Below are 20818 nucleotides of genomic sequence, written 5' to 3'. Positions count from 1 at the left end.
CCCCACGGGCGGTGCGGACCGTCCACAAGAGAGAGTGTGAGAGTGCTCGTACTCGTCGCTCCCGGCCAAGGCGCACAGACGCCCGGCTTCCTGACTCCATGGCTCGAACTCCCGGGCGCCGCCGACCGCGTCGCGGCCTGGTCGGACGCCACCGACCTCGACCTCGCCCACTACGGGACCGAGGCGGACGCGGACGCGATCCGTGACACCGCCGTGGCGCAACCGCTGCTCGTCGCCTCCGCGCTGCTGTCCGCGCGGGCGCTCGACGTGACGCCGGACGCCGTGGCCGGTCACAGCGTCGGCGAGTACGCCGCGTCCGCGCTGGCCGGTGTCCTCGACGACACCGCGGCCCTGCGTCTCGTACGGGCCCGCGGTCTGGCCATGGCGGACGCCGCCGCGGTCACCGAGACCGGCATGTCGGCCCTGCTGGGCGGAGAGCAGGACGTGGTCGTACCGCATCTGGAGAAGCTCGGCCTGACGCCGGCGAACGTGAACGGCGCGGGTCAGATCGTGGCCGCAGGCACCGTCGAGCAGCTCGCCGCGCTCGCCGAGGACAAGCCGGAGGGCGTACGCCGGGTGGTGCCGCTGAAGGTGGCGGGCGCGTTCCACACCTCGCACATGGCGCCCGCGCTCGACGTCCTCCGGGCCGCCGCGCAGAACCTCACCCCGGTCGCCCCCACGGTCACCTATGTGTCGAACAAGGACGGTGCCGCCGTGGCCGCCGGCGACGAGGTGGTGGCCCGCCTGATCGGTCAGGTGGCGAACCCGGTCCGCTGGGACCTGTGCATGGAACGGTTCAAGGAGCTCGGCGTCACCGCGCTGATCGAGGTGTGCCCCGGCGGCACCCTGACCGGTCTGGCCAAGCGCGCCCTGCCCGGGGTCAAGACCCTTGCTCTGAAGACCCCCGACGACCTCGACGCGGCCCGCGAGCTCGCTGCCGAGCACACCTCCGCCGCGGCCTGAGAAGGAGCCTCGAGAGCATGTCGAAGATCAAGCCGAGCAAGGGCGCCCCGTACGCACGCATCATGGGTGTCGGCGGCTACCGCCCCACACGGGTGGTGCCCAACGAGGTCATTCTCGAGACGATCGACTCGTCCGACGAGTGGATCCGCTCCCGCTCCGGCATCGCCACCCGGCACTGGGCCTCGGACGAGGAGACGGTGGCCGCGATGTCCATCGAGGCCTCGGGCAAGGCGATCGCCGACGCCGGGATCACCGCGGAGCAGATCGGTGCGGTGGTCGTGTCGACCGTGTCGCACTTCCAGCAGACCCCGGCCATCGCCACGTACATCGCCGATCAGCTCGGCACCGACAAGGCCGCGGCGTTCGACATCTCCGCCGGCTGCGCGGGCTTCGGCTACGGACTGACTCTGGCCAAGGGCATGGTCGTCGAGGGCAGCGCGGAGCACGTCCTGGTGATCGGTGTGGAGCGGCTCAGCGACCTGACCGACCTGGAGGACCGTGCGACGGCCTTCCTGTTCGGTGACGGTGCGGGCGCCGTCGTCGTCGGTCCCGCCACCGAGCCGGCGATCGGCCCGACGGTCTGGGGCAGTGAGGGCGACAAGTCCGACACGATCAAGCAGACCGTGCCGTGGAACGACTTCCGCGTCGGCGATGTGTCGAAGCTGCCGCTCGACAGCAAGGGCGACGTGAAGTTCCCTGCGATCACGCAGGAGGGCCAGGCGGTGTTCCGCTGGGCCGTGTTCGAGATGGCGAAGGTGGCGCAGAGCGCCCTCGACGCCGCCGGGATCACCCCGGAAGACCTGGACGTCTTCATCCCGCACCAGGCCAATATGCGGATCATCGACTCGATGGTGAAGACCCTCAAGCTGCCGGAGCACGTCACGGTCGCCCGTGACATCGAGACCACCGGCAACACTTCGGCCGCCTCGATTCCACTCGCGATGGAGCGACTCCTGGCGACCGGAGAGGCGAAGAGCGGCGACACCGCGCTCGTCATCGGCTTCGGGGCGGGTCTCGTCTACGCCGCGACGGTCGTTACCCTCCCCTAGGCGACCCCGCCCGGATCATCCGGTCGGAACAGCCGCAAACCACCTGATACATACGAAGGAGCGCCAAAATGGCCGCCACCCAGGAAGAGATCGTCGCCGGTCTCGCCGAGATCGTGAACGAGATCGCCGGGATCCCGGTCGAGGACGTCCAGCTGGACAAGTCCTTCACCGACGACCTGGACGTCGACTCGCTGTCCATGGTCGAGGTCGTCGTCGCCGCCGAAGAGCGCTTCGACGTCAAGATCCCCGACGAGGACGTCAAGAACCTGAAGACCGTCGGCGACGCCGCGGACTACATCCAGAAGCACCAGGGCTGACCCCCCGCTTCGTACGCCACCCGGCGGTGGCGCCGTTCGTTTCCGGATCCACCGCCCCATTCCGAGACGTGGAGAAAGAATTCCTGTGAGCCCGACCAATCGCACCGTGGTCGTCACCGGTATCGGCGCAACCACACCGCTGGGTGGCGACTCCGCATCGACCTGGGAAGGTCTGATCGCGGGACGTTCCGGCGTAGTCGCCCTCGAGGGCGAGCGCTACGCCGATCTGCCGGTCAAGATCGCCGCTCTCGCGGCGGTCGACCCGGCCGAGGTGCTGCCCCGCCCCCTCGCCCGCCGTCTCGACCGCTCGGCGCAGTTCGCACTGATCGCGGCCAGGGAGGCCTGGGCGGACGCGGGTTACACCGGCAAGGCCGGCGAGGAAGACACCGTGGCCCCCGACCGGCTCGGCGCCGTGATCGCCTCCGGCATCGGCGGCGTGACCACGCTCCTCGACCAGTACGACGTACTCAAGGAGAAGGGCGTACGCCGCGTCTCCCCGCACACCGTGCCCATGCTGATGCCCAACGGCCCCTCGGCGAACGTCGGCCTCGAGGTCAACGCCCAGGCGGGCGTGCACACTCCGGTCTCCGCGTGCGCCTCCGGCGCCGAGGCCATCGGCTACGCGGTCGAGATGATCCGCGCCGGCCGCGCCGACGTGGTCGTGGCCGGCGGCACCGAGGCGGCGATCCACCCGCTGCCGATCGCCGCGTTCGCCAACATGATGGCGATGTCCAAGAGCAACGACGAACCCGAGAAGGCCTCCCGGCCCTACGACACGGCCCGTGACGGCTTCGTGCTCGGCGAGGGCGCGGGCGTCGTGATCCTCGAGTCGGCCGAGCACGCCGCCGCGCGCGGCGCCCGGGTCTACTGCGAGGTACTCGGCCAGGGTCTGTCCGCGGACAGCCACCACATCGCGCAGCCCGAGCCGACCGGCCGCGGTATCGCCGCCGCCATGCAGAACCTGCTCGACGCGACGGACCTCAAGCCGGCCGAACTGGTCCACCTCAACGCGCACGCCACCTCCACGCCGCAGGGCGACATCGCGGAGATCAAGGCGCTGCGCAAGACGCTCGGCGACGACCTCGACCACGTCGCGATCTCCAGCACCAAGTCGATGACCGGCCATCTGCTGGGCGGCGCGGGCGGTATCGAGACCGTCGCGACGGTCCTCGCCCTGCACAACCGGCTTGCTCCGCCGACCATCAACGTCGACAACCTGGACGAGGACGTCGACGCGGACATCGTGCGCGACGAACCGCGTCCGCTGCCCGAGGGCACCATCGCCGCGGTGAACAACTCGTTCGGCTTCGGCGGCCACAACGTGGTCCTGGCCTTCCGGTCGGTCTGACCGCACCTCGGTGGTACGCGTGAGGCCCGCCCGGAAGAACCGGGCGGGCCTCACGCGTACCACCGAGGGCAGCGGTGTCAGACGACCTGGTGGAGCCAGCGGACCGGGGCGCCCTCACCCGCGTAACGGAAGGGTTCCAGCTCGTCGTCCCAGGGCTTGCCGAGCAGCCGGGCGAGTTCCGCCTCGAGGTCGCTGCCGCCCTCGTGGGAGCGGCTGAGCGCGGCGCGCAGCCGGTCCTCGGGGATCAGGATGTCGCCGTGGATCCCGGTGACGGCATGGAAGATGCCGAGGTCGGGGGTGGCGCTGTACCGCTCACCCTCGGAGCCCGCGCACGGTTCCGAGGTGACCTCGAAGCGGAGGAGATCCCATCCGCGCAGTGCGGAGGCGAGTTTGGAGGCGGTGCCGGGTTCCGCCTGCCAGGAGAACTCGGATCTCCAGGTGCCGGGTGAGGCCGGCTGCCTGATCCAGTCGAGATTCACACGTACGCCGAGCACGCCCGCGACCGCCCATTCGACGTGCGGGCACAGCGCGCGGGGCGCGGAATGCACGTACAGGACTCCACGTGTCGTCACCGGGACCTCCAGTGTGGGTCGAGGTTCGCCTTCCCCAGCGGCCTCGCGCCCGTGCCGAGCAATCTCTCCCCAAATGGGACAGATCTGACGTGATGTAATTTAGCGGACTCGGAAAAGGAGTGTTTCCCCGGGTCGGCTGGGGCCAAGCTACCGTGCGGCGGCGGCCATGGGGTGACGTACTGTCGGTCAAAAGGCGGGGAACACAGAGCTTTCACTCGGCAGGACGGCACGGCGTCATGGAGGGACGGGGCAGATGCGGGACGCGGGGACCGGCAGGACGCGTTCCGTTCTCACCACCGTCGGAGTGGTCCTCGTGGGCTCCGGAGTGCTGGCTGCGGCGGTACTGGCGGGCTGCGACGCGAACGGCGGCGACGATCCCGCACCCCACGCCACCAGCGGCGAGGCCCGCCCCTCGCCCAAGCCGACGCCGCTGTGGGACCGCAGCCCGAATTCGCTTGCCGCGGTGGGTGACTCGATCACGCGGGGCTTCGACGCGTGCGGAGTACTGACCGACTGCCCGGAGGCGTCGTGGGCCACGGGCAGTGAGAGCGGGGTGCGCAGTCTCGCGGTGCGGCTGTTCGGCGAGAAGCAGGCAGCTGCCCGCAGCTGGAACTACGCACGGTCGGGCGCGGCGATGGACGATCTGCCCGGCCAGATGCGCCGTGCGGCCGCCCGGTCCCCCGACCTGGTGACGGTCCTGATGGGCGCGAACGACGCCTGCCGGTCGTCGGTCTCGGCGATGACGTCGGTGAAGGACTTCAAGGAGGACTTCGAGGAGTCGCTCGCGGTACTGCGCCGCCAGCAGCCGAAGGCGCAGGTGTACGTGTCCAGCGTGCCCAATCTCAAGCGGCTCTGGTCGCAGGGCCGCGGCAATCCGCTGGGCAAGCAGGTGTGGAAGCTGGGCATCTGCCCGTCGATGCTCGAGGACGCCGATGCGCTCGACGCCGACGCGGTCGAGCGCAGGGACGCCGTACAGCGCCGGGTGATCGACTACAACGAGGTGCTCGAGGAGGTCTGCGCGGGTGACGACCGCTGTCGGTACGACGGCGGGGCGGTCTTCGACTACCGCTTCGGTACGGGGCAGTTGAGCCGCTGGGACTGGTTCCACCCGAGCAAGGACGGCCAGTCACGGCTCGCCGAGATGGCGTTCCGCGCCGTCACCGCCCGCAAGAACCCTGCCGAGTCCGGCGCCTGACGGTTCGCCGGCGGAGCGGCCGACGAACTCCGGTCGTCCGGTGGCCTATTCGGGCAGACGGACGAGGCCGGCGCGGTACGTACGCGCGTTGACGATGCCGTCGGGGCTGTTCGGCGGGTCTGCGAGCCCGGTCCGCACAGGGTGGCCGCGTGTCACCAAGTACGCGGTCCTGACGGATCGCCGGGTGCAGGTGTGGTCGGCTGCTGCCCCGGGGCGGCCATGTCCTCCGGCCCGGGTTCGTCGCGGCCCGGCTCGTTCAGGAGGTCGCGGGTCATCAGGGTGGCGCCGGCGACCGCGCCCGGCATCAGGAACACCGCGACGAACGGGATCAGGAAGACGAGCGCGAGCGGGACGCCGAAGCCCCAGGCGAGCAGCCGGCGGGAACGCAGCAGGGTGAGCCGTTCGCGGAGCAGGACGCCTCGGCGCTGCAGAGCGACCGCGGTGAGTTCCTCGGCGAGGAAGAATCCGGTGACGCAGAAGCCGATCGCCGGGATCACGCTCTGGCCGACGAACGGCAGGAAGCCGAGGGCGAACAGGAGGACGCCCCACACCAGGACCCGTGCCACGATCCGCAGACTGTCCCGTCCGGAGATCAACAGATCGTGCCAGAAGGGGAGTTCGGACTCGGGAGCCGTGCCGTCCGGGGAGCGGGAACGGTCGACCTCCTCGGAGAGCGCGTCGTAGAAGGGCTGGCCGACGAGCAGGGTGACCGCGGTGAAGGTGACCACGGCGAGCAGCAGCCCGAGGGCGAAGACCAGGAAGACCAGGAAGCCGCGGAAGAGCCCGCCCCAGGGATCGGACCAGTCCTCGGCGAACGGGGTCGCCCATACGACGAAGTCGTCCGCCCCGTAGGCGAGTCCGACGAGGGCCCCGGCGTAGAGCACGAGGGTGACGAGGCCCGGCAGCAGGCCGAACCCGAACTGGCGCCGGTGACCGGCCACCCAGCGCTGGCCCTGCCACAGATACCCGAGTCCGGCTGCAAGATCACGCATGGCGGCAGCCTATCCAACGGCCTTGCGGGGGCGTGTCGCCACCGGGGCCGGGGGCGCTCGGTCCGTCAAGACCCTCTTGTGGTCGGCGAGTTGAGACGGTAAGACCTCGCGTACCGATCTACGGGAGGTTCGTGTGGGAAAGACGAGACCGGTCCTGACGGCCACGGCCGCCGCCGCGGGATTGCTGCTGCTCGCACCGACGGGCGCGAGCGCAGTACCGGACGACGATCCGCCGCGTCCCGTACGGGAGTCGGGCCCGGTACGCGAGTCGGGCGCCGCCGGAGGTGACGAGCGGGCCGCGCAGGCGCCGGCGGCTGCCACCGAGCGGGCGCTGCGCGGCGCCGACACGGACCTGTCGCACACCGGCGGCTATCCGCGGCAGCAGCACCTCGATGCGCCCGAGCGGAACCCGGACGACAAGTCGATCAAGCTGGACCTCACTCCGTACCACGCGATCGCTCCGAAGCTGAACGAGCTGCAGAAGCTGAGCGACCGGATCAGCGTGGAGCTCGCGGGGCGTTCCGCGGGCGGTCACCAGCTGTATCTGGTGACGGTCACCGAGCCGGAGTCGGCCCGCGAGGCCCGCTCCCAGGAGCGGATGCGCGAACTGATCGGTCAGCGGCCCGCGAAAGCGGCCGAGGACAAGGAGATCAAGGCCGATTACAAGACTCCGGTCTTCGTCAACAACAACATCCACGGCAACGAGTGGGAGGGCACCGACGCGGCCCTGCGGACGATCGAGAGACTGGCGAAAAGCGACGACGCGGACTCGAAGAAGCTTCTGTCGAGCAGCCGGCTCTACTTCAACGTCACCGCGAACCCGGACGGCCGGATCGCCGGCACCCGGGCGAACGCGGGCGGCTTCGACCTGAACCGGGACTTCGTCACCGCCTCCCAGCCCGAGTCGCGGGCCATCCGGCGGATCGCCGTCGACAAGCAGCCGGCAGTGATGATCGATCTGCACGGGTACATGAACGGCACCCTGATCGAGCCGACCACTCCCCCGCACGGCGAGAACTACGAGTACGACCTGTTCCTCAAGAACACCTACGCCAACGCCCTCGGCATGGAGTCCGCGGTCAACGGTCTCGGCTACACCGAGAAGAAGGACGGCGTGGAACCGGCGGTCATCCCCTTCCGTGACATGGAGGAGGGCTGGGACGACTGGCCGCCGATCTTCACTCCGCAGTACTTCGCCGCGCAGGGCAGCGTCGCGGCGCACACCATCGAGTTCCCGATGGCCGTCAACAACGACGAGTACGACGAACTGTCCGTGCGCGAGCTGCGCCGCAGGGCGGCGATCAACACGGACATCGCGGACGCGGCGATGACGGCGACCCTGGACTTCGCGCGGGAGCGGCGCGGTGCACTGATCGCGGACCAGATCGAGACGTTCCGCCGGGGTGACGCGGGCGAGGCGCAGGTTCCGGTGTCCGAGGAGACCGTGCCGGGGGTGCCGGGCATCGGGCCCGAGGACGTGTACACCACCGAGTTCCCGCGGGCGTATGTCATTCCGGCCGGTTCCGGTCAGCGGTCGGGGACGGCGGCGGCCCGGCTCGTGGACCATCTGCGGGACAACGAGGTGACGGTGGAGCGCGCGACGCGCGCCTTCCGGCTCGGCGGCAGGACGTATCCGAAGGACTCCTACGTCGTCGACATGCACCAGCCCAAGCGCGGCCTGGCCAATGTGCTGCTCGCGGACGGCCGTGACATCAGCGACAAGGTGTCGACGATGTACGACATCTCGGGCTGGAGTCTGGGGCTGCTCTGGGGTGCGACGGTACGGCCCGTCGAGGACGGCCGGCTCGACTTCCCGCGGCGGACGGTCCCCGCGGCGAACGGCGCGGGGTACGTGGCGCCGCGCGGTGATCTGCATCTGGCCCTGGACGATCCGCAGGCGATCGCGGCCGTCAACTCGCTTCTGCGGGACGGGGTTCCGGCCCGGGCGGCGAAGGACGGCGGTGCGATCGTGCCGGGCTCCGCGCGGCGTGCGGCGGGATCGCTCGCCGAGCGGTACCAGGTCTCGTTCGATGCCACGCGGGAACGCGGTGGCAAGGCGCTGCACCGGACTCGGGTGGCGGCGGCGGTCGCACCGGGTGAGCTGTTCGCACTGCGGGAGATGAACTTCGAGGTGCTGCCCGTCTCGACCGAGGAGCTCAACGACGGGTTCGACCTCTCGCGGGCAGATGTCCTGTTCGTCTCCTCCGGCCTGGACCGGGAGAAGCTGACGGATACGGCCCGGCGCGGGCTCGACACCTATCTGGCCGAGGGCGGCGGTGTGGTGGCGCGCGGTGCGACGGGGGCCGCGTTCAACGCGGACGCGGGCCTGCTCGCGGCCGAGGCGGTCGAGGGCAACGGCGACGCGAACGGTGTGGTGCGCGTCGACAACGCGCCCGGCCGGCTCACCGGTGAGGCGCCTCGGCACAGCTTCGTCTACTCGCCGATGTGGTTCACCGATCTCGGCCCCGAGGTCCGCACCGAGCAGTCGTACGCGACGGACGGGCCGCTGGTCTCCGGGCACTGGCGCGCGAAGGAGGACGGCAGTGGCGGTCCGGGCGACGCGGCGGGGCAGGCGGCCGTGGTGAGCGGGACCTCGGCGGACGGCTCCGAGGTCGTCCTGTTCGGCACCGAGCCGCTGTTCCGGGCGCATCCCAAGGGGCTGTTCCCGCAGGTGGGCCGGGCGCTGCTCGACTCCGCGCGGTAGCCGGGCCATACGGCGAAGGGCGGCCCCTCCGGTGTCCGGAGGGGCCGCCCTCGTGCTGTCCCGCGGAGCCGGCAGCGCACGGCTGCCGGTGCCGCGTACGGCGCGCTGTGTGCTGGTCAGACGACCGCGAGGTCCACCGTGATGTTGCCGCGGGTGGCCTTCGAGTACGGGCAGACCTGGTGGGCCTTCTCGAGCAGGGCCTTGGCGGTCGCCTCGTCCTGGCCGGGGAAGGAGCCCTTGATGGTGACGATGATGCCGAAGCCGTCGTCGTTGGTGCCGATGCCGACCTCGGCGGTGATGCGGGAGCCGGAGATGTCGGCCTTCTCGTTGCGCGCCACGACGCCGAGGGCGCCCTGGAAGCAGGCCGCGTAGCCGGCGGCGAAGAGCTGCTCCGGGTTGGTGCCCGCGCCGGAACCGCCCATCTCCTTCGGCGGGTTGACGACGACGTCGAGCTTGCCGTCGTCGGTGGCGACCTTGCCGTCACGGCCGTTCTCGGCGGTGGCGACGGCCGTGTACTTCACGTCGGAGTGCTGGATGCCCATATCTGCTTTCCTTGCTCTTGCGTCGCCCGGGGCTCGCGCCCACGACCCCCGGCGATCTGCTCCATGAAGACTAACCGCGGTCGCGCCGGGTGGCGCAACCGCGCCCTTCACAGACTGACGATCATCTTCCCGGTGTTCGCGCCGCTCAGCACGCCGAGGAACGCGTCCACGCCGTTCTCGACGCCCTCGGTGAAGGTCTCGCGGTACTTCAGTTCGCCCGAGGCGATCCAGCCCGCCACGTCCCGTACGAACTGCGGCTGCAGGTTGCTGTGGTCCGAGACGAGCATGCCCTCGATGCGCAGCCGCTTGCCGATGATCATGGCCATGTTGCGCGGGCCCGGGGTGGGCTCGGTGGCGTTGTAGCTCGCGATCATGCCGCAGATGACGATGCGGGCGTGCAGGTTGGCCCGGCTGATTGCGGCCTCGAGATGGTCGCCGCCCACATTGTCGAAGTAGACGTCGATGCCGTCGGGGGCCGCCGCCTTGAGCTGCTCGGCGACGGGGCCGTTCTTGTAGTTGAACGCCGCGTCGAAGCCGTACTCCTCGGTGAGCAGCTTGACCTTGTCGTCCGAGCCGGCCGAGCCGATGACGCGGGCGGCGCCCTTGAGCTTGGCGATCTGGCCGACCTGGCTGCCCACGGCACCCGCGGCGCCGGAGACGAAGACCGTGTCGCCCTCCTTGAGGGAAGCGACCTCGAGGAGTCCGGCGTACGCGGTCAGGCCCGGCATGCCGAGCACGCCGAGGTAGGCGGAGAGCGGGGCGGCCGAGGGGTCGATGCGGGTGGCGTGCCGCGCCGGGACCTCGGCGTACTCGCGCCAGCCGAGTCCGTGCACGACGTGGTCGCCCACGGCGAAGTCCGGGGAGCCGGAGGCGACGACCTCGCCGACCGCGCCGCCGTCCATGGGGGCGTCGAGCTTGTACGGCGGGACGTAGGACTTCACGTCGTTCATCCGGCCGCGCATGTACGGGTCGACCGAGAAGTGCACGTTGCGCACCAGGATCGCGCCGTCGGCGGGCTCGGTGACGGGGGTCTCCCGCAGCGCGAAGTCCTCGGGCTTCGGCCAGCCGTGCGGGCGGGCGACGAGGTGCCAGGCACGGCTGGTGGCGGGGAGTGCGGGCTGTGCGGTCACGGGGATGCGGCCTCCATTGCTGCTGCGCCATTTACTTCAGTAGATGAAACAACCATGCGCCTGGATATTTCATGTTGTCAAGCAAACGGGTACGCTCGGCGGTATGGCCAGCACCCGAACGCCCCCGACCGATCCCCTGACCCTCGAGGTGGTCCAGCTGATCGGTTCCGTCGTGGCGCGGTACTACGAGGAGTACGAGCAGGCGGCGGCGCAGCACGGGCTGACCGGGGCGCAGGCTCGGGTACTCGGCCTGCTGGCGCTCGAACCGATGCCGATGCGGCGGATCGCCGCGAAGCTGAAGTGCGAGCCGTCGAACGTGACGGGGATAGTGGACCGGCTCGAGGCGCGGGGACTGGTGGAGCGGCGGCCTGATCCCGCGGACCGGCGGGTGAAGCTCGCGGCGGTCACCTCGGCCGGCGGTGAGGCCGCGGGAGAGTTGCGGGACGGGCTGGATTTCGCGCGGGCGCCTCTCGCGTCCCTGTCCCGGGACGAGCGATACGTCCTGCGCGGACTGCTTCAACGGATGTTGGGGCTGGACCCTGAAGCGAGCCCCTCCGGCGACTGAGGTGAGCGGTACGGGGCCGAGCCCTGGGTCGCAGCCGCCGGGCGGTGGCTGGGGAGGTGCCAGGCGTGGGCCTGGCGGCCTCGTCCTCGATCGCCGGACGGGCTGAAAGATGTCCTCGATCGCCGGACAGGCTCGGAGTGCCGGAGCGACCTGGCATGCCGGACACGTTCGGAGTGCCGGAACGGCTGGGCGTGTCAGGCGGGTGTGGGGGTCGCCCCGGGTACCCCTCCCCTACGGCCGGCCGCATGTCGGCTCGGCTCAGGAACCCCTCAAGCGTTGGGCCCGTAACACCAGTTCGAGCTGGAAGCGGTGGTCGGGGTCGTCGATCTCGTCGCCCCAGAGTTCGCGGATCTGGCGCAGGCGGTAGCGGACCGTCTGGGGGTGGACGCCGAGGCGGGAGGCCACCTCCGGGGCGCCGCCCCGGGTCTCGAGCCAGGCGAGCAAGGTCTCCGCGAGCCGCCGCGCATGCGCGGGCCCGCAGAGCTGGAGCGGCGCGAGGCAGCGGCCGGCCAGGTCGTCGATCAGCTCCTCGGGCTGCAGCAGCACCAGCGCCTCGGTGTGCTCCGTGCAGAACAACACCTCGCCCGCAGGCAGCAGTCCGCGCCCCATCAGACCGACCGCGGCCTCCGCCCACCGCAGCGACTTCGCCGCGTCCACCAGCGGCACCGGCGGACCGATCGCGCCGGACCAGCCGGCCATGGCTCGGCGCAGCAGTTCGGGGCGGCCCGCGGCGCCCGGTTCGGGTACGACCATGCGGGGCTGCTCGGTCTCCATGTCGAGCAGCACGCCCTGGCCAACCGCCGGGGCCATCGCCTCGCGGGCGGGCCGGCGCAGGACGCCGACGGCCACTCTCTCGGGCAGCGGCCAACCGACGCGGGCCGCCCGCTCCTTGAGTGCGTCCGCATGGTCGCCGCGCGGGTGGTCGGCGAGCAGGAGTTCCATCAACTTGCGCTGCAGCCGCAGGCGTTCACCGGCCTGGCGGGCCGCCGCCTCCGCGTAGCCGCGCACCGATTCGTCCACCAGGCCGTCCAAGTACTCGAATCCGGATTCGGCGAGCTCGTACATCGCGGGCGGCGGGATCTCGATCTGCTGCCCGATCTCGGCGAGGCGGCGCCAGGCCAGCCGCACCCCGAGACGGTAGATGGCCTGCAGCGAGTCGAGACTGCGGCCGTTCAGGCCCTCGCCGCGACCGAACTCCTGGAAGACTTCCGGGAGATAGCGCGGCCGGCCCTCGGTGAGCACCAGTTGCTTGACGAAGCCCTCCAGGGCGCGCCGGATGCCCACGAGTGCCATCGGCTCGCCCGACTCGTCGAGCACGACGGGCAGATGGGGATACTCGCGGCGGATCTCGCGCAGGATGTCCTGCGCGAGCTGCGGTACTTCGTCCATGGCGAGCGCGGCGAACTGCTTCACCTGCAGCCGTGGCACATCGCGCCAGGCCGATCGGGCGGGCATCCGGTCAGCGCTCCCGCTGGGCCGTCTCGTAGGTGACGAGCGGCGTGTTCGGCTGCTCCGGTGTGGCGTCGAGCATCGCGACGATGCCGAAGGCCGCGCCCACGGCGAGTGCGGCGGCCAGGGCCGCGGTGAGTCCTGCGGCCACGAGTCTGTGCATGGCAGGTTCAGCCTCTCTGTCGGAGGTTACCCACCAGTCCCCCGCCGGCCCCAACCGGCAGTAGCCCAGTGTCGACAATCGATTGACAGTTCGTCAAGGGTGCGCCTACGGTTCCCGGCCCAGATGCGCAGGTGCGTTTTTCCGACTCGTTTTCTCGCGGCAGTGAGCCTCCTCCGAGCCGCCCCAAAACCCTCTGGAGTACCCGGATGCGCCGTACTGCTTCCCCGTTTTCGCTGATCGTGCTGGGTGTCGGGGTCTTCCTCCTGGTACTCGCACCGATGCTTGCCTGGTACGTCGAACCGCGGGCCAAGCGCACGCCCGTGGACATCGACGTGACCACAATTTTCGAGGGAAAGGGCGCGTACTTCGACACCGGAAAAGTCGAGACCGTCCGAGACGAGAACCTGACGATCACCCGCCAGGTCCGCGGCGACGTCGCCGACAGCGAGAAGAGCGGCCGGGCCATCTGGGACGTGTCGACCTCGGTGGATCCGGACAAGTCGCTGCCCGCCGAGGATCCGCACGACTCGCTGCAGTGGACCCTGGAGCGCTGGGTCACCGACCGGCAGACCAACTCCCCGGTGCACTGCTGCCAGGAGGAGCCGTACTTCGAGGGCGAGGCGTACCTGAAGTTCCCCTTCGACGTGGAGAAGCGCTCGTACACCTGGTGGGACAACACCCTCGGCGCCACCGTGCCGCTGAAGTACCGCGGCACCAAGAAGATCCAGGGCTACGAGGGGCTCCGGTTCACCGGTTCCGTGGAGCCGGCCAAGACCGGAACACGCCAGGTCCCGGGCACTCTGGTCGGCTCGAAGGCCGGTCAGGTCCTCGCCGAGGAGTGGTACGCCAACCACGGCATCGAACTGGTCGTGGACGAGCGCACCGGCCGCATCATCAACGCCCAGATCGGTCCCAGGAAGACGCTCCGCAAGCCGGGTTCGGACAAGGACGCGGTGGTGCTGCTCGACAGCAAGAAGATGGTCTTCAACGCCGACACGCAGAAGAAGCAGGTGGCTCTCGCCGACGACGACAGCAGCCGGCTCCAACTCGTCGGCGAGGTACTGCCGGTGGGCACCGGAGGCGTCGGACTCGCGGTGGTGGCGGTGGGCGGTGTTCTGGTCGTACGGGGCCGGGAACCGCGATCCACGCAGTAATTCACAACGAAGTGATGAGACGTCAGTGTCAACTGCGCGTGAAATTGTCACTTCCGTGAGTAGCCGCATCGAACGCGTCGGCGAAAACTGTCCATCCCCACCGAATGAACACAGCCAGCACACAGACAACTGGCTGCCGGACAAACGGAGTTCCACCACCATCCCCCGCTCCACGGCCTCCCCGGTCAGTCCCGGCCCCTTGCGAGGGGCCCGGGAACGCACCACCTGCCATCGCATCTCCGTCACCGCACCCCGAGACGAGTTGGAGCACGGATGCCCCAGCACGTACCTCCTTCCCTGCGCGACTCACAGCCCCGGGAGGCTCTGCACCGTGCCGTGCCGGGCACGGCCGCACCGCACCCTCGCCGCATCGTCTTCCTGTCCCGCCGCGACCTCGGCAACGCGGCCGCCGGCGGCTCCGAACTGCTCGTCGACCAGCTCGCCGACGGGCTCACCCGGAGCGGCCACCAGGTCACCCTGTTGTGCGGCGGCCCAGCCGCGTACCGGGACTACCGGGTGGTCTCTGCGGGCGGGGACCTGGGCCACTACCTGAAGGCCCGCAGCACCTTCACCCGGCAGGTCGGCGACTGCGATCTGCTCGTCGAGGTCTGCAACGGCATGCCGTACCTGGCACCGCTGTGGCACCGGGGACCCACCCTGTGCCTGGTCAACCATGTGCACACCGACCTGTGGGGGATGCGCTACCCGGCCCCCGCGGCCCGGCTCGGACGCAAGCTCGAGCACTGGGCGCTGGCCGGCGCGCAGCGCGGCAATCTCCTGGTGGCGGTGTCGCCCTCGACCGCCGGTGCGCTCGAGTCGATCGGGGTGCCGGGCGAGCGGATCCGCATCGTGCACAACGGTGTCGAGGAGCCCGGGCCGCTCGAACCCCGCAGCGACGAGCCACTGTTCCTCGCGATGGGACGGCTCGTCGAGTACAAGCGGATCGATCTGCTGCTCCGCCTGTGGGAGCGGGTCAGACCCGTTACCGGCGGGCGGCTCGTCATCGTCGGCGACGGTCCCGAGCGCGAGCGCCTCGAGCGGATGGCCGGTCCTTCCGTGCAGTTCACCGGGCACATATCCGAGGCGGAGAAGCACCGCCTGCTCTGCGCCGCCTGGCTGCTGCTCCATCCGTCCGCCGTCGAGGGCTGGGGGCTCGTCGTCACCGAGGCCGCGACCCGGGCCACGCCCGCGATCGGCTTCGACGTCCCCGGTCTCAGGGACTCCATCGAGGACGGCGTCACCGGGGTGCTCGCCCGCGGCGAGTCGTCCTTCGCCGCCGCCTGGTGCACCCTCGCGCTGTCCGCGGAGCGCCGTACCGCCTTCGGCAAGGCCGCCGCCGACCGCGCGGCCGACTATCGCTGGTCCAACACCGTCCGGCAGTTCCGCGCCGTCGCGGCCGAGGCGGTGGAGACGGCAGCCGCGGCGAGCGCGCCGGGAGATCCGCGCAGAACGAAGGGCCGGCGCACGTGAAGGACCCGTCGATCCGCAGATCGGTCACGCTGTTCCGGGCGTTCATGCGCGAACAGCAGGACCCCGAGCACACGTACACCCTGCTCGCCCGGGACGCGGCGAACCAGGTCGAGCGTTACGTCCCGCTGAAGGACCGCGTCGTCGTCGACATCGGCGGCGGCGGGGGCTACTTCACCGAGGAGTTCCGGCGCCGCGGCGCGCAGAGCTACCTCTTCGAGCCCGACGCCGGTGAGATCGGCAGCCGTCCGCCGGAGGGCACCGTGCTCGCCGACGGCTATCTGCTGCCGCTCGCGGACGGCGTCGCCGATGTGTCGTTCTCCTCCAACGTCCTCGAGCACGTGGACGATCCGGGGACGTTCCTCAGCGAGATGGTCCGGGTGACGCGGCCCGGTGGGCTCATCTACGTCTCGTTCACCAATTGGTACTCGCCGTGGGGCGGCCACGAATGGGCGCCCTGGCACTACCTGGGCGCCGACCGGGCGGTCAGCCGCTACCAGCGCCGCACCGGCAAGCCCGTCAAGCACACCCTCGGCGAGAACCTCCACGCCATCCACATCGGGCCCACCCTCAAACAGGTGCGGGCCCGCGACGACGTCCAGGTCGTCTCGGCCAGGTCCCGCTACTGGCCGTTCCTCGCCGGAGCCGTCGCCAAGGTGCCCGGCCTGCGAGAAGTCGCCACCTGGAACCTCCTCCTCATTCTCCGGCGGTGTCCATGACCAGCACGGTCCAGAGCCCTCAGCTGCCACCTCGGGTGCCGGCTCCGACCACGGTTCCCGCCGCGGATCCGCCCGAGGGACCGCGGTCCCGGGGGTGGCTGCTCGGGGTCTGGGCCCTGGTGTTCGTCCTGTTCGTCGCGGCCTCGCCCGGGCGGCAGACGTTCGACACCAAGCTCGGGGTGACCAGCGACCCCTGGCGCTTCCTCGGCGATCTGGGCCAACTCTGGAGCGACCAGGCCGGTTTCGGCGGCATCACCAACCAGTACGTCGGCTACGCCTTCCCGATGCTGCCGTACTACGCGCTCACCGATCTGCTGCAGATACCGGTGTGGCTGGCCGAGCGGCTGTGGATGTCGCTCATCGTGGCCGCCGCCTTCTGGGGTGCGCTGCGCCTGGCCGAGCGCTTCGGCATCGGCAACTCCCGCGCCCGGCTCGTCGGCGCGGCCGCCTTCGCCCTGTGGCCCGCCTTCACCATCGTCGTCGGCTCGACCTCGGCGGCCGCGCTGCCGGGTGCGGTGCTGCCGTGGGTGCTGCTGCCGCTGGCCGATCCGCGGCTGAGTGCCCGTAATGCGGCGCTGCGCTCCGCACTCGTGATCCCGTTCATGGGCGGGGTCAACGCGGCCTCCACACTCGCCTCGCTGCTGCCCGTCGGCCTGTATCTGCTGTCCCGGCCGCGCGGTCCTCGGCAGCGACGGCTGATCCTGTGGTGGGTGCCGGGGGTGCTGCTCGCCACCGCCTGGTGGGTCGTGCCACTCCTGATGCTCGGACTGCACGGCGAGAACTTCCTGCCGTACGTGGAGAACGCGCAGACCACCACCGAGACCATGTCCGCCACCGAGGCACTGCGCGGGGCGGGCAACTGGGTGGCGTACCTGAACATGGGTGAGGCCTGGCTGCCGGCGGGCTGGGCGGTCGCCGCGAGCTGGCTCGCCATCGCCGGCTCCGCCCTCGCCGCGGCGCTCGGGCTCGCCGGGCTGGCCCGCCGCGATCTGCCGGAGCGGCGTTGGCTGGTGCTGACCGTCGTGTCGGTCGTCCTGGTCACGCTGGCCGGATACGGCGGCGCGTTCGGCGCGCCGTTCCACGGGGTCGTGCAGGACCTGCTCGACGGTGCTCTGGTGCCGTTCAGGAACATCTACAAGTTCCAGACGGGGCTCGGACTCGCACTCGCCTTCGGTCTGATGCATCTGGTCGGGGTGGCCGCGCAGGCGCGCGGTGCGCGGCCGGTGCGCGGGCGCCGCTTCGCGCCGCTGATCGCCGCGGTGCTCGTGCTGCCGGGGCTGCTCCTGCCGTACGCCAGCGGGGCGATCCTGCAGCCGGGTTCGTTCCAGGAGCTGCCCAAGTACTGGAAGACGACGGCCAGTTGGCTGAAGAAGAACTCGCCGGACTCGAGGTCGCTCGTGGTGCCTGCCACCGCGCACGGCATCTACACCTGGGGCTCGACCATCGACCAGCCGCTCGATGTGCTCGCCGAGTCCCGCTGGGCGCAGCGCGACTATGTGCCGTTCGGCGCACCCGGCAACCGGCGCGCCATGGACGCCGTCGAGCAGGCGCTGCTCACCGGCGGTGAAGTTCCGGGCCTGCAGGATTACTTGAGTCGCGCCGGGCTGCACTACGTCGTCGTACGCAACGACCTCGACCCCGACCAGATGGGCTACGTACCGACCGCGACCGTCAAGCGCACCCTGGAGTCCTCCGGGTACGAGCGGGCCACCGGCTTCGGGCCGAAGATGACCGGCGGCCGGATCGCCGACGACACCCCCATCCAGGTCGAGGGCCTCTACCCGCGCCAGCGGGCGGTGGAGATCTACCGGCCGGGTGACGACACCGAGCGGCCGGGCCAGGCCGGTCTGAAGCCGGTCGCCAACACGGCCGTGGTCAGCGGCGGCCCCGAGTCACTCCTTCCGCTGTCCGCCGACCCGGCGATGCGCGACCGCCCGACCGTCCTGACCGGCGACAACCATCCGGGCCTCGGGAAGCCGCCGCTGCAGACGGTCGGCGACGGGCTGCGTCGCGCCGACACCCGCTTCGGCCTGATCAACTCCCATACGTCCTACACCTATACGAAGGACGAGCGGAACCACAGCGGCAGCGTCCAGAACCCGGGCGAGAAGCCGCATCAGATCCTGCCGAACGAGGGTGTCGGGCATCAGACGACGGCCGTGCTGCGCGGCGCGAAGTCGGTGACGGCCTCGTCCAGCGGCAACTGGCTTTTCCACCTGCCCCAGTTCGACCCGGTGAACGCCTTCGACGGCAATCCGGACACCGCCTGGGCCGAGGGCACCGCGTCCTCGCCCGAGGGTGAGTGGCTGCGGATCGGTTTCAGCAAACGCACCTACGTACCGGCCGACTTCACCGTCACGCCGCTGCCGCAGAGCGGAGTGCGCGCCGCGCCGACCCGGGTGAAGGTCGAGACGCAGGCCGGCAGCGCGGTCTCCACGCTGCAGCCGAACGGTCAGCCGCAGAAGATCAAGGCCCGGCAGGGCGGCTCCAGTTGGATGAAGCTGACCATCCTCGATGTGCAGAAACCGCAGCCGTCGGCCTCCGGTGCGGGCTTCTCCGAGATCAGCATCCCGGACGTGCAGGTGACCCGGATGCTCAGCCTGCCGGCGGACGCCGAGGGATCCGAGGCCGGTGCCACGCAGTACTCGCTGCACCGGGCGGCGGACCCGGGCGGCCTGTCCCCCGTCGCCGCCGAGAACGGTCTGCACCGCCGGTTCGACACCGAGGGCAGCGGCGACTACCAGGTCTCCGCCCAGGCGATCCCGGTACCGGGCAAGGAACTCGACGAGCTGCTCTACGAGGTGGCGCCCGAGCAGAAGCAGCAGATCAAGATCACCGCGGACTCCACCGCGCAGCTCGGCGCCGGGCTTTCGCCGCGGAACCTCACCGACGGCGACCTGACCAGTGCGTGGATCGCGGGCGACTCCGCCGTACTGCATCTGCGCTGGCCGGACAAGAAGGAGATCAGCGAGCTGGTGCTGCCGGCCGCCGGTGGCCTGTCCGCCCGACCGCAGAAGGTGGAGATCAGCTCCCCCGACGGCGCGGCGGTCGCCGGAGTGGACGAGAACGGCTGGGCACGGTTCGAGCCGATCACCACCGACCGGCTCGACATCACCATCACCGAGAGTGCGCCGCTGACGGTGCACAACCCGTTCGCGGACCGGAAGACGCAGCTGCCGGTCGGTCTCACCGAGGTCCATGTGCCGGCTCTCGAGGAGTACCGCACTCCGCAGCCGAAGAAGGACGCCACCTTCGAACTCGGCTGCGGCCAAGGACCGCCGCTCGCCGTGGACGGCACTCTGCACGCGACCAGCGCCAAGGGTTCGGTCCGTGATCTCACCGAGCGCAAGCCGATCGAGGTCACCCTGTGCGCCGGCGAGGAGGAGGACGGCACCGTGTCGCTCGGCAGCGGCACGCACCGCGTCGAGGCCGGCGACCAAGGCCCGCTCGCCCTCACCGATGTCTCGCTCACCAGCGGCGAGGCGGAGGCTCCGGCCACCACCGAGCGGGAGATGTCGGTACGTGACTGGGCCGGCGACGAGCGTTCCCTGACCGTCGGAGCGGGCGCCGCCTCGTACTTGACGATGTACGAGAACGTCAACGACGGCTGGAAGGCCACCGTCGACGGCAAGGAGCTGCAGACCGTGCGGCTCGACGGCTGGCAGCAGGGCTGGCTGGTGCCGGCCGACGCCAGCGGCACCATCGAGCTGACCTACGAACCGGCCACCACCTATCAGGTCGGTCTCATCGGCGGGGCCGTCGCGCTGCTGCTCCTGATCGGTCTCGCGCTGATCCGCCGTAGGGAGACCGACCCCGACACGGAGGCCGGTGTCGTGCCGCCGGTGGCGCCGGGGCCCGGGTTCGTGCTCGGTGCGGTCGTCCTGACGCTGGTCGGTGTGGTGGTCGCGGGTCCGTTCGCGCTGCTCGTGCCGGCGCTCGCGGTGCTGGCCTGGTGGCGGCACGCGCTGCTTGTGCCGATCGCGTTCGTGGCGATGGCTGCCGCGGGAGCGGTCGCGGCCGTCGGGGCCGGGCAGGCGGTGTCGGAGGACTCCGGCGCGTTCTCGCCGGTGGCCCAACTCCTGGCGCTGATCGCCGTGTTCGCCGCGCTGGTGACCGTACGGGACCAGCAGCAGGAGAACGAGCCCGTGGCGTCGCCGGGGCCCGCGCCGTACTACGGTCCGGTGCCGCCCGCGGGTCCTGCGTACGGCGCACCGGTGGGGTCGGCGGAGTCGCGGCAGGGTCCGCCCACCACCCCGTTGCCTCGCCGTGAACGGGGGGCGAACCCGGGGCCGGCCGGGCCGGATTCGGCCACGCCGCCACTCGGCACCGCCGGGCCGACGGTCTCGGCGCGCGGGCCCGGTGCGGCCGCACCCGATCCGGATCCGGAGACCACCCGACTGCCGTTCGGCAAACCGAAGTTCAGGGCGACCCGGCCGCCGTCGGACCCGCCGCCCGGCGAGGACGGGAACGACAGTCGATGAGCGACTGC

General features: G+C 70.7%; 17 protein-coding genes. 11 read left to right on the top strand and 6 right to left on the bottom strand.

The window, feature by feature from the left end:
* Positions 1–42 precede the first annotated feature (42 nt).
* The 4 genes from DSC45_RS14270 to fabF all read left to right on the top strand — a co-directional run bounded on the left by DSC45_RS14270 (position 43) and on the right by fabF (position 3677).
* A complete protein-coding gene (locus DSC45_RS14270) occupies positions 43–963 on the top strand; it encodes an ACP S-malonyltransferase (protein ID WP_119290802.1) in 921 nt (306 codons plus the stop codon).
* 17 nt (positions 964–980) lie between these two features.
* Entirely contained in the window at positions 981–2012 is a 1032-nt protein-coding gene (locus tag DSC45_RS14265; RefSeq protein ID WP_119290801.1) for a ketoacyl-ACP synthase III, read from the top strand.
* Positions 2013–2080: 68 nt separating this feature from the next.
* The gene (locus DSC45_RS14260) at positions 2081–2329 is read left to right on the top strand and encodes an acyl carrier protein (RefSeq protein ID WP_119290799.1); all 249 of its coding nucleotides are present in this window, start codon (positions 2081–2083) and stop codon (positions 2327–2329) included.
* Positions 2330–2414: 85 nt separating this feature from the next.
* A complete protein-coding gene (fabF, locus tag DSC45_RS14255) occupies positions 2415–3677 on the top strand; it encodes a beta-ketoacyl-ACP synthase II (RefSeq protein ID WP_119290797.1) in 1263 nt (420 codons plus the stop codon).
* A 77-nt stretch (positions 3678–3754) separates the two neighbouring features.
* Here fabF and DSC45_RS14250 read toward each other — a convergent pair whose 3' ends face one another.
* Positions 3755–4249 (bottom strand): DUF3145 domain-containing protein, encoded by a 495-nt coding sequence (locus DSC45_RS14250; protein WP_119290795.1) that lies wholly within the window; start codon positions 4247–4249, stop codon positions 3755–3757.
* Between the two features lie 253 nt (positions 4250–4502).
* On the opposite strand from DSC45_RS14250, the gene DSC45_RS14245 reads away from it, so the two are divergent.
* Positions 4503–5444 carry an SGNH/GDSL hydrolase family protein gene (locus tag DSC45_RS14245; RefSeq protein ID WP_119290793.1) on the top strand — a complete coding sequence of 314 codons (942 nt, stop codon included), beginning with the start codon at positions 4503–4505 and terminating at the stop codon, positions 5442–5444.
* A gap of 152 nt (positions 5445–5596) precedes the next feature.
* On the opposite strand, the gene DSC45_RS14240 is transcribed toward DSC45_RS14245, so the two are convergent.
* Entirely contained in the window at positions 5597–6436 is an 840-nt protein-coding gene (locus tag DSC45_RS14240) for an EI24 domain-containing protein (protein WP_119290792.1), read from the bottom strand.
* 133 nt (positions 6437–6569) lie between these two features.
* Here DSC45_RS14240 and DSC45_RS14235 point away from each other — a divergent pair, with 133 nt between their 5' ends.
* Positions 6570–9140, top strand: coding sequence for a M14 family zinc carboxypeptidase (locus tag DSC45_RS14235; RefSeq protein WP_119290790.1), 2571 nt, complete (start codon positions 6570–6572; stop codon positions 9138–9140).
* 116 nt (positions 9141–9256) lie between these two features.
* Here DSC45_RS14235 and DSC45_RS14230 read toward each other — a convergent pair whose 3' ends face one another.
* Together DSC45_RS14230 and DSC45_RS14225 are read right to left on the bottom strand one after the other, a co-directional pair.
* On the bottom strand, positions 9257–9682 hold the full coding sequence (locus DSC45_RS14230; RefSeq protein WP_119290788.1) for an organic hydroperoxide resistance protein: 426 nt from the start codon (positions 9680–9682) through the stop codon (positions 9257–9259).
* Positions 9683–9789: 107 nt separating this feature from the next.
* On the bottom strand, positions 9790–10812 hold the full coding sequence (locus DSC45_RS14225; protein ID WP_119290786.1) for an NADP-dependent oxidoreductase: 1023 nt from the start codon (positions 10810–10812) through the stop codon (positions 9790–9792).
* A 103-nt stretch (positions 10813–10915) separates the two neighbouring features.
* Here DSC45_RS14225 and DSC45_RS14220 point away from each other — a divergent pair, with 103 nt between their 5' ends.
* On the top strand, positions 10916–11377 hold the full coding sequence (locus DSC45_RS14220; RefSeq protein ID WP_119290784.1) for a MarR family winged helix-turn-helix transcriptional regulator: 462 nt from the start codon (positions 10916–10918) through the stop codon (positions 11375–11377).
* A gap of 258 nt (positions 11378–11635) precedes the next feature.
* Here DSC45_RS14220 and DSC45_RS14215 read toward each other — a convergent pair whose 3' ends face one another.
* Positions 11636–12832: a PucR family transcriptional regulator gene (locus tag DSC45_RS14215; protein ID WP_119290782.1), complete on the bottom strand. Its 1197-nt coding sequence runs from the start codon at positions 12830–12832 to the stop codon at positions 11636–11638.
* A 4-nt stretch (positions 12833–12836) separates the two neighbouring features.
* Positions 12837–12989: a hypothetical protein gene (locus DSC45_RS35715; protein ID WP_162929220.1), complete on the bottom strand. Its 153-nt coding sequence runs from the start codon at positions 12987–12989 to the stop codon at positions 12837–12839.
* 206 nt (positions 12990–13195) lie between these two features.
* On the opposite strand from DSC45_RS35715, the gene DSC45_RS14210 reads away from it, so the two are divergent.
* The 4 genes from DSC45_RS14210 to DSC45_RS14195 all read left to right on the top strand — a co-directional run bounded on the left by DSC45_RS14210 (position 13196) and on the right by DSC45_RS14195 (position 20810).
* Positions 13196–14143, top strand: coding sequence for a cell envelope lipid trafficking protein PgfA (locus DSC45_RS14210; RefSeq protein ID WP_119290781.1), 948 nt, complete (start codon positions 13196–13198; stop codon positions 14141–14143).
* Between the two features lie 273 nt (positions 14144–14416).
* Positions 14417–15613, top strand: coding sequence for a glycosyltransferase family 4 protein (locus DSC45_RS14205; protein WP_119290779.1), 1197 nt, complete (start codon positions 14417–14419; stop codon positions 15611–15613).
* Complete coding sequence (locus DSC45_RS14200) at positions 15610–16329, top strand: class I SAM-dependent methyltransferase (RefSeq protein WP_205571328.1); 720 nt, start codon at positions 15610–15612, stop codon at positions 16327–16329. Before DSC45_RS14205 ends, DSC45_RS14200 begins: the two co-directional genes overlap by 4 nt.
* Positions 16326–20810 carry an alpha-(1->3)-arabinofuranosyltransferase gene (locus tag DSC45_RS14195; RefSeq protein WP_119290777.1) on the top strand — a complete coding sequence of 1495 codons (4485 nt, stop codon included), beginning with the start codon at positions 16326–16328 and terminating at the stop codon, positions 20808–20810. Before DSC45_RS14200 ends, DSC45_RS14195 begins: the two co-directional genes overlap by 4 nt.
* Positions 20811–20818 lie beyond the last annotated feature (8 nt).

Source organism: Streptomyces sp. YIM 130001 (genome assembly GCF_003574445.1).
Taxonomy (GTDB): Bacteria; Actinomycetota; Actinomycetes; order Streptomycetales; family Streptomycetaceae; genus Streptomyces.
The sequence above is the reverse complement of the archived record's forward strand: the minus strand, read 5'-3'. Positions and strand labels throughout refer to the sequence as shown.